The following is an 8637-nucleotide window of genomic DNA, read 5'->3' as shown; positions in this document are numbered from 1 at the left end:
CGCGCCCGCCTGCCGGCCGGCGAGCAGGCGCCCGGCCCGGGCCGCCACGAACGCGGCGAGCAGGGCCGCGTACGCGATCGCCGCGGCGTGCAGCGACGTTCCGGTCAGCCAGACCGCGGCGATCACCCCGAAGCCAAGCGCGATCGCGCCCAGGGCGGCCGGCGTCAGCTCGCGTGACCTGGCCCAGCGCGCGACGTCCCTGGCCACGGGGTCGGAGACCGGCTCGGCGGTGCCCGCGGGCGCGGCCAGCTCCTCCGCGGCCATCGGCCTCCTCCCCAGCGCACTCCGTTTCCCTGGGTAATGACCTGCGTTGTTTCCCCAGCGTAATGACGTGCCCACTGATGCTTGTGAATAACCACTCAGGCGCGCACCAGGTAAAGTCCCTGACGTGACGGTGACGCGGGTGGTCGCGGTGGTGCTCGGCGGCGGCGCGGGCAACCGGTTCGGCGGCGCGCTGCCCAAGCAGCTGGTCACGCTGGGCGGCCGGACGCTCGTCGAGCGCTGCGTGAGCGCGTTCACCCAGGCCCCCGGCGTCGACGAGGTCCTGCTGGTGCTGCCGCCCGGCTATGCGGAGGAGGCGGCCAGGCTGGCCGGGGACCAGGTCAGCGCCGTCATCACCGGGGGCGTGACCCGCCAGGACTCGGTCCGCAACGCGATCGCCCACCTGGCCGCCAGGCACGCCCCGGATGCCACAGGCGTCCTGCTGCACGACGCGGCCCGCCCCCTGGTCAGCCAGCAGATCATCGCGGACTGCGTCACCGCGCTCGGCAAGTACGACGCGGCGGGCACGGCGGTCCCGACTTCGGACACGATCGTGGTCGCCGAGGACGGCGTGATGTCCCACGTCCCGCCGCGCGAGACCCTCCACCGCGCCCAGACTCCGCAGTGCTTCCGGCTGTCCGTGATCGCCAGGGCGCACGAACTGGCGGCGCAGGATCCGGCTTTCGTCCCCACCGACGACTGCGGCGTGGTGCTCCGCTATCTCCCGGACGTGCCGGTGCACATCGTCGCGGGCAGCGAGCGCAACATCAAGGTCACGTACCCCTCGGACCTAGCGATCGCCGAAGCCCTGCTCAGGAGCGAACAGCCTGCTTGATCAGGGTCCGGCCGAAGTCCCACATCAGGCCCGACCCCTTGCTCGCGTCCTTGAGGACGTCGTCCAGGGCTTCGGTGAACAGCGCGACCTCGGCGTCGCCGATCATCAGCGGCGGGATCAGCTTGATCACTTCCATGTGGTCGCCGGAGACCTGGGTGAGGATCCGGTGCCGCTGGAACAGCGCGACGACGACCATCTGCGCGAACAGCCCCACCCGGGCCTTTTGCAGCATGGCCCAGCCGGCCCGGGCGCGCACGGACGATGGCCGGCCGAACTCGATGCCGATCATCAGCCCGCGCCCGCGCACGTCGGCGATGACGTCGTACGTGCCGGCCAGGCCCTCGAGGGCCGACCGGAGGGCGGCGCCGACCCGGGCGGCGTTCTCGACCAGGCCCTCGTCGTCGATGACCGACAGCGTCGCCAGGCCCGCGGCCATCGCGAGCGGACCGCCCTTGAACGTGGCGCTGTGCACCATGACGCGGTCCATCGAGGAGTAGACAGAGCCGAACACCTTCTCGGTCGCGAGCATCGCGGCGACCGGCACGTAGCCGCCGGACAGCGCCTTGGCGACCGTGACGATGTCCGGGCGGACGTCCTCCTCGTGCTGGTAGGAGAAGAACGTCCCGGTGCGCCCGAACCCGCTCTGCACCTCGTCGCAGATCAGCAGCGCGCCGTTCTTGCGCAGCAGCGCCGCCGCCGCGGCGAGGAAGCCGGGCGGCGTCATGAGCACGCCGTGCCCCTGGACCGGCTCGACGATCATCGCGGCGACGTCGCCCTTGCGCAGTTCGGCGTCAAGCGCGCCGAGGTCCCCGAGCGGGATCTGCGTGCCGGGCAGCAGCGGCCCGAAGCCCTTGCGGAACTCCTCCGCGCCGTTCACCGACAGCGACCCGGCGGTCAGCCCGTGGAACGCGTGCACGGCGTAGACGACCCGGCCGCGCCCGGTCGCGTGGCGCGCGAACTTCAGCGCCGACTCGACCGCCTCGGTGCCGCTGTTGCAGAAGAACACCCGGTCAAGTCCCGGTGCCTTCGCCAGCAGCCGCTGCGCGAGCAGGCCGGAGATCGGCGGGCAGTCGAACTGGGTCCAGGACGCGAAGTCCGCCTCCAGCGCGTCGTGCAGCGCCTTGCGGATCACCGGGTGGCTGCGTCCGGCCGCGAACACGCCGAAGCCGGCCAGGAAGTCGGCGTAGGCGTTGCCTTCCGCGTCGTAGAGGTAGGCGCCCTCGCCCCGCTCGTAGATCTTGTCGAAGCCGATCGCGTGCAGCGTGCGGGGCAGCTGCGGGTTGAGGTACCGGCTGTGCAGGTCGTAGCCCTGGCCGCGCACGGCCGCGAGTTCAGCGCCTAGATCGAAACCCATTGCCGCATTGTACGGCCGGGGGTCAGCGCCGCCGGACCAGGCGGCGCGGACTGCACAGGAACCCGGCGCCCCAGCACATGTGCATGGTGGCGAGCACCACGGGCACCCGCGCCCGCACCGCGGCCGGCAGCTCGCGGGCGAGCATCGCCGACACCGCCGTGATCCCCGCCAGGTACACCACGGGGACGGCGAACCCGAGCAGCAGCCAGTGCCAGGCCGCCGGCGCATTCCCTGCCCAGAGCCCGAGCCCGGCGATGCCCAGGGCAGCGCCGGCGAGGTTGACCGCCGCCGCGGCCGGCGCCGCGAGGTAGCGCGCGTTGACCGTCTCCGGGTACCTGCGGGCGACGACGCGGCGCCACCAGCCGTAGCGGAAATGCTGCCTGGCCAGCGTCTGCAGGCTGGCCCGCGGCCGGTACGTGACCCGCAGGTCCGGTGTGAACCAGATCAGGCCGCCGCCGGCCCTGATCCGGTAGTTCAGCTCCCAGTCCTCGGCCACGAGCATGGTCTCGTCGTAGCCGCCGGCCCGCTCGATCGCCTCCCTGCGGTACACGCCCAGGTACACGGTGTCGGCGGGGCCGGCCGCCCCGCCCGTGTGGTTGGCGGCCGCGCCGACCCCGGCGGGCGAGGTCATCGCCCACGCCACCGCCTGCTGGAACGAGGTGACGCCCTCGGCGGCCATCACGCCGCCGACGTCCGCGGCCCCGGTCTCAAGCAGCGTCCGCACGGCCGTGCGCAGGTAGCCGTCGGGCAGCAGGGCGTGCCCGTCGATCCGGGTGATCACGCCGTACCGTGCGGTCTTGATCGCGGCGTTCATCGCCGACGCGATCCGCCCCGACGGGTTGGCCACGACCATGATCCGGGGGTCGGCGGCCGCGAGCTGGCGGGCGAGCTGCTCGGTCCGGTCCCTGGACGGGCCCACGGCGAGGACAAGCTCGAAGCCGCCCGGGTAGTCCTGCGCGAGCACGCGCCTGACCGAGTCCGCGAGGTGCCTTTCCTCGTCACGGACCGGCATCACCACCGAGACCGCCGGGAGCGTCGCTGGCTCCCCCGGGGAGAACTGTCTGCCCGGGGCAGCCGCGACGGTCCGTTCGGAATGACGATCTTGATCCTGATCCATGACTCCTGTCACGGCTTGCAGTTTAGAGGGCGGGATCCTCCAGCAGGTCGGTAACGAGCGCAGCGATCGCGGATCGTTCCGATCGGGTGAGCGTGACGTGCGCGAACAGCGGGTGCCCCTTGAGCTTCTCGATCACCGCGACCACGCCGTCGTGGCGGCCGACGCGCAGGTTGTCCCGCTGCGCGATGTCGTGCGTGAGCACGACCCGGGACCCGGTGCCGATCCGCGACAGCACGGTGAGCAGCACGCCGCGCTCCAGCGACTGCGCCTCGTCGACGATCACGAACGCGTCGTGCAGCGAGCGCCCGCGGATGTGCGTGAGCGGCAGCACCTCGAACATGTCGCGCGCGAGCACCTCGTCGATCAGGTCCCGCGTGGTCAGCGCCGACAGCGTGTCGTAGACCGCCTGGGCCCACGGGTTCATCTTGTCGGCCTCGGACCCTGGCAGGTAGCCGAGATCCTGGCCGCCGACCGCGTACAGCGGCCGGAAGACAAGGACCTTGCGGTGCTGGCGGCGCTCCATGACCGCCTCGAGGCCGGCGCAAAGCGCCAGCGCCGACTTGCCCGTCCCCGCCCGGCCGCCCATGCTGACGATCCCCACGTCCGGGTCGAGGAGCAGGTCGAGGGCCACGCGCTGTTCGGCGGACCGGCCGTGCAGGCCGAACGCCTCACGGTCGCCGCGGACCAGCTGGATCTTCTTGTCCGGGCGGACCCGGGCCAGTGCGCTCGCGCTGCCGGTGTGCAGCACGAGCCCTGTGTGACAGGGGAAATCGCGGGCGGCCTCGCAGTCAAGCACGCCGTGCTCGTACAGTTCCTCTACCTCGCCGTTGGTGACGGACAGTTCGGCCATGCCAGTCCAGCCGGAATCGACGGGCAGTTCTGCCCGGTATTCCTGCGCCTCGATCCCGATGGACGCCGCCTTGACCCGCAGCGGCAGGTCCTTGCTGACCAGGACCACGTCGTGGCCCTCGTCGGCGAGGCTGCGCGCGACCGACAGGACTCGCGTGTCGTTGTCGCCGAGCCGGAAACCGGCCGGGAGGACCTGCGAATCGATGTGGTTGAGCTCCACGCGCGCGGTGCCGCCGAGCAGTCCGACCGGAAGCTCGGCGTCCAGGCGACCGTACTTGATCCGGAGGTCATCGAGGTACCGGAGGGCCTGGCGGGCGAAGTAGCCCAGCTCAGGATGGTGACGCTTCGCCTCAAGCTCGGTGACGACCACGACCGGCAGCACGACGTGATGTTCGTCGAATCGCGTGCAGGCGGCCGGGTCGGCGAGCAGGACGCTCGTGTCGAGGACATAGGTACGACGGTGCACAGAGTTGGCCACGCATACTCCCCTGGGCGACCGGAGTTGGGTACCGGCGCCGCGGACAGGACACGCCCGGCCCCTGGATAACGGGGGGAGACGTGTCGGATGGACCGGGGCTGCCCTCCGAGGGCCGCACCGGCCCTCGCGTCGCACGTGCAGACGTCAGGGGGCCTCCCGCGGGGGCGACCTGGAGAGCCGCCCGCCACCACTCAAGGTACCCGTGTTCTCGGTCCCGTGAAAGTACCCGGCCGTGTTAACTGAGCTGCCTATACGCCAAACCTGCGGTTGCGTTCGGAATACGAGCGGAGCGCCCGCAGGAAGTCGACCTTGCGGAAAGCGGGCCAGTAGGCGTCGCAGAAATAGAACTCAGAGTGGGTTGACTGCCAGAGCAGGAATCCGCCGAGCCGCTGTTCGCCGCTCGTGCGGATGACCAGATCCGGGTCGGGCTGGCCCGCCGTATAAAGGTGCTCGGCGATGTGCTCGACGTCAAGGACCTCGGCCAGCTGCTCGATCGTGGTACCCCGGCTCGCGTGCTCGATCAGCAGTGACCTGACCGCGTCGGCGATCTCGCGCCTGCCGCCATACCCGACCGCCACGTTGACGAGCAGGCCGGGATTATTCGCGGTCGTCTCCGCGGCCTGCTTGAGAATGCGCGCGGTGTGGTCGGGCAGCAGGTCAAGGGCGCCCATCGGGTTCACGTGCCACTGCTCGTCGACCAGGCCGTTGACCGTGTCCTCGATGATCGGCAGCAGGGCCTCGAGTTCCTTCTTGGGCCGGCTGAGGTTGTCGGTGGACAGCAGCCACAGCGTGACCACCTCGACGCCGGCCTGTTTGCACCAGGCAAGCAGCTCGACGATCTTGTCGGCGCCCTTGCGGTGGCCCTTGCTCACATCCGCGTGGCCCGCCATGCGGGCCCAGCGCCGGTTGCCGTCGCACATCACGCCGACATGCCGGGGTATCGGCCTGCCTGACAGCGACGCCTCGAGCCTGCGCTCGTACAGCCGGTACGCCAGGTCGCGCAGTCCCATGAACCGACCTTCCCCGCGCTCGGGCATGCTCGCGCGCACCCAAGCTCGCCACGTTGATTTTCCCTAGTCACCGTATCCGACGAGGGCAACATCGCGTGGCGTCCCCCGGGTGTTCGAAGGCAGCCCGCAGCGTCCGGTCAGGCTCGTTCAGTACTGGCTAAGAAGCTACGTCGCCGGCTGCGCCGGCGGCCGCGCCGGCGTTCCCTGCCGTGCTCCCGCCCGGCCCCTGCGACCGCACTTCCTCGACCCGGCGCAGCGCCTCGCGCAGCTCGGTCAGCCACGCGTCGGAGTGCTCGCCGGTCAGCCGCACGCACCAGGCGAGCGCGTCGCTGCGGCTGCGGGCGACGCCGGCGTCCACGAGGGTGTCGAGCACTCGCCGTTCGGACTGGCGCAGCCGGGTCATCACAGGGACGGACAGCGTGGTGAACATCTCGCCGCGGTCGCCGCAGCGGACCCCCCAGGCGACCTTGCGCCGGAACCGGTGCTCGGCCTCGCGCGCGATGTCGATCCGCCGCGCCCGCGTCTCCTCGCGGAACCGCTTGATCCTGCCCTCGGCGGCGGCGGCCCGTTCGGCCTCGGCGGCCCCGGCGGCCCCGGCCGCGCGTTCGGCCCCGGCGGCGCTGGCGGCCTCGCTGGCGGCGCTGGCGCTGGCGGGCGCTGGCAGCGTCCCGACGACCGTGATCTCCTCCCGGTCGACCACCACCTCCGGGGGCCCGGTAAACCACTCGTCCGGCAGCCGGCCCGCGAACCAGCCGCGCACCTGCTCGCCGATGCCGCCCCCGCCCCCGTTGTCGTCGTCTTGCGCTGTATGCATGTAATCATGCTTACACCGCCACCTGCGCCGGTCAACACGTGAGGCGTTTACCGAGCGCGGGCAGCGGGCGGCCGCGCGGGGTATCACGCGCATCCGTGGTCACTTGCGCGCCATCCGCCTCTGGGCTGCTGGCGGGAACCAGGCGGGTCAGGCGAGGCTGGCGGCGACCGCGGCGGCCTCGGCGACGTTCACCCGGACCGCGCCGGCGAACTCGGAGCCGAAGTCGGCCGGGACCACCTCGACGTCCTCGCCCGGCTCGGGCGCCTGGATCATCCACCCGTTGCCGAGGTAGATCGCCACATGGGAGATGTACGTGGGAGCGGTGGGATCGGTGTGGTAGAACAGCAGGTCGCCGGGCTCAAGCTGGCTCACCGGGACGGCCGGCCCGGTGAGCGCCTGTTCGGCCGCGACGCGCGGCATGACGATCCCCGCCTGCGCGAACGACCACTGGACGAGGCCTGAGCAGTCGAACGACGTCGGGCCGGCCGCGCCCCAGACGTACGGCATCCCGAGGCGGCTCATCGCGGCCTGCAGCATGAGGTCGGTCTGCGCGGCGGGCACCCCGCTCGCGGAAGCGGGCCCGTCGCCCGCCATGCCGCTGTCCTGGCCGCTCGCGCCGATCGTGACCAGCGAGACCAGCTTCTCGACGCTGGCACCGCGCGGGATCAGCCGTCCCGCCGCCGCCGCGGCGGCGGCGAAGTCGCCGCTGCGGACGCTGACCACGATCGCGTTGCCGGCCGGCGCGCCGAGCGCGCGGGCGACCGCGTCGGACACCACCGCGTTCACCCCGCCGATGCCCATCGTGCCGAACGCCACGACGCGCAGCCGCTGCGTCCTTCGCCCCGCCGCCACGACCGTGCCGCCGAGCGGCAGCTTGTCCAGCGTGCCCATCGTGTAGGAGACCGCGATCCCGCCGTCGGCCACGCCGTCCCAGAGCGCGTCCGAGGCGGCGGTCGGCCGTGCCGCGAACGAGCGGAACACCGACGGGTCAACCCCGAGGACAGCGGTGTACGAGCCGTTGATCCGCATCCGCACCGCCTCGATCTGCTCGGTCGCGGTCACGCCGGGCAGCTTCGATATGGCGGCGGCCAGCTCGTGGGACAGCGAGAACGGGGCCACGATCAGCAGGTCCGCCTGGAACAGCCGGCGCAGCGGGGCCACCGCCGGATGCGACGCGGGCGGCCGGGCGGCCGGCACGGCCGAGCCCGACAGCAGGTGCCCGCCCGTCCCCAGGGTCAGCCCGGGGGCGACCGGCACGTCCCCGGTGGACGGCCGGACCCTGGGCAGGTCGAAGAGGGAGAGCGCGGCGGGTGCGGCCGACCCGTGACTCGCGTGGGCGTGGCTGGCGCCTGCGGAGTCCGGCTGACCGCGCGGCGCGCCGGTGATCACCGCGACGAGCACCCCGGCCAGCGTTCCCGCCGCCGCGAGCAGCGCCACACCCGCCGACACCAACCGCCGCCGCTCGCAGCGCCTGATCGCCCGCGCGATGCGCCGGCCGCCTCCGTCGGTCAGGTGCACAGCCCCACGATGCCGTAATAATCGGCCGTTCGTCCAGTCGCGGGCGGGCTGTTCGGCGCGCGGATACCGCATGTTCACCGGGCGGATCCCTCCCGCGGCCCGCTAACGCCGCAGCGTGTCCCGCAGTGCCGCCAGCGTGGTGACCGGGGCCTGGCAGGTAAAGCCCCGGCACACGTATGCCGCCGGCGCACCGGCCACCAGGCCGCGGCCGGCCAGCAGCGGGACGGGTTCCGTCCCGCCGGAGCCGATCGCGAAGACCGCGCCGGGCGGCGCCAGGTGCAGCGCGGTGCGCAGCAGGTCGCGGGTGCGCGGGTCGTCGTCCGGGCCGATGATCGCGATCTCGGCCGGGCCGGACAGCAGCGCCTCGGCCACCGACAGGCCCTGCCCCGCCGCGCGCGGGT

Annotated in this window: 8 protein-coding genes and 1 pseudogene; 1 reads left to right on the top strand and 8 read right to left on the bottom strand. The window is 72.4% G+C overall.

Annotation, left to right across the window (positions count from 1 at the left end; all coding sequences use genetic code 11):
* Positions 1 to 264, bottom strand: a 264-nt coding sequence (locus Q1N79_RS13305) for a hypothetical protein (protein WP_300608886.1), incomplete at its 3' end; no start/stop codon positions are given.
* Between the two features lie 124 nt (positions 265 to 388).
* On the opposite strand from Q1N79_RS13305, the gene ispD reads away from it, so the two are divergent.
* Positions 389 to 1096 (top strand): 2-C-methyl-D-erythritol 4-phosphate cytidylyltransferase, encoded by a 708-nt coding sequence (gene ispD, locus Q1N79_RS13300; protein ID WP_367185066.1) that lies wholly within the window; start codon positions 389 to 391, stop codon positions 1094 to 1096.
* Here the strand turns inward: ispD and Q1N79_RS13295 are convergent.
* The 7 genes and pseudogenes from Q1N79_RS13295 to Q1N79_RS13265 all read right to left on the bottom strand — a co-directional run.
* Positions 1074 to 2450, bottom strand: a complete 1377-nt coding sequence (locus Q1N79_RS13295) for an aspartate aminotransferase family protein (protein WP_300608884.1) — start codon at positions 2448 to 2450, stop codon at positions 1074 to 1076. The genes ispD and Q1N79_RS13295 overlap by 23 nt on opposite strands.
* 22 nt (positions 2451 to 2472) lie before the next feature.
* Complete coding sequence (locus Q1N79_RS13290; protein WP_300608882.1) at positions 2473 to 3579, bottom strand: glycosyltransferase family 2 protein; 1107 nt, start codon at positions 3577 to 3579, stop codon at positions 2473 to 2475.
* A 10-nt stretch (positions 3580 to 3589) separates the two neighbouring features.
* Positions 3590 to 4894: a PhoH family protein gene (locus Q1N79_RS13285; RefSeq protein ID WP_300608880.1), complete on the bottom strand. Its 1305-nt coding sequence runs from the start codon at positions 4892 to 4894 to the stop codon at positions 3590 to 3592.
* Between the two features lie 248 nt (positions 4895 to 5142).
* A complete protein-coding gene (locus tag Q1N79_RS13280; RefSeq protein WP_300608878.1) occupies positions 5143 to 5904 on the bottom strand; it encodes an isoprenyl transferase in 762 nt (253 codons plus the stop codon).
* A gap of 157 nt (positions 5905 to 6061) precedes the next feature.
* Positions 6062 to 6718 carry a hypothetical protein gene (locus tag Q1N79_RS13275; RefSeq protein ID WP_300608876.1) on the bottom strand — a complete coding sequence of 219 codons (657 nt, stop codon included), beginning with the start codon at positions 6716 to 6718 and terminating at the stop codon, positions 6062 to 6064.
* Positions 6719 to 6865: 147 nt separating this feature from the next.
* The gene (locus tag Q1N79_RS13270; protein WP_300608874.1) at positions 6866 to 8236 is read right to left on the bottom strand and encodes a C40 family peptidase; all 1371 of its coding nucleotides are present in this window, start codon (positions 8234 to 8236) and stop codon (positions 6866 to 6868) included.
* A 102-nt stretch (positions 8237 to 8338) separates the two neighbouring features.
* Positions 8339 to 8637: pseudogene (locus tag Q1N79_RS13265) on the bottom strand (N-acylglucosamine 2-epimerase); the annotation flags it as partial.

The sequence above is a fragment of the Trebonia sp. genome (genome assembly GCF_030042015.1).
Lineage (GTDB): Bacteria > Actinomycetota > Actinomycetes > Streptosporangiales > Streptosporangiaceae > Trebonia.
The sequence above is the reverse complement of the archived record's forward strand: the minus strand, read 5'-3'. Positions and strand labels throughout refer to the sequence as shown.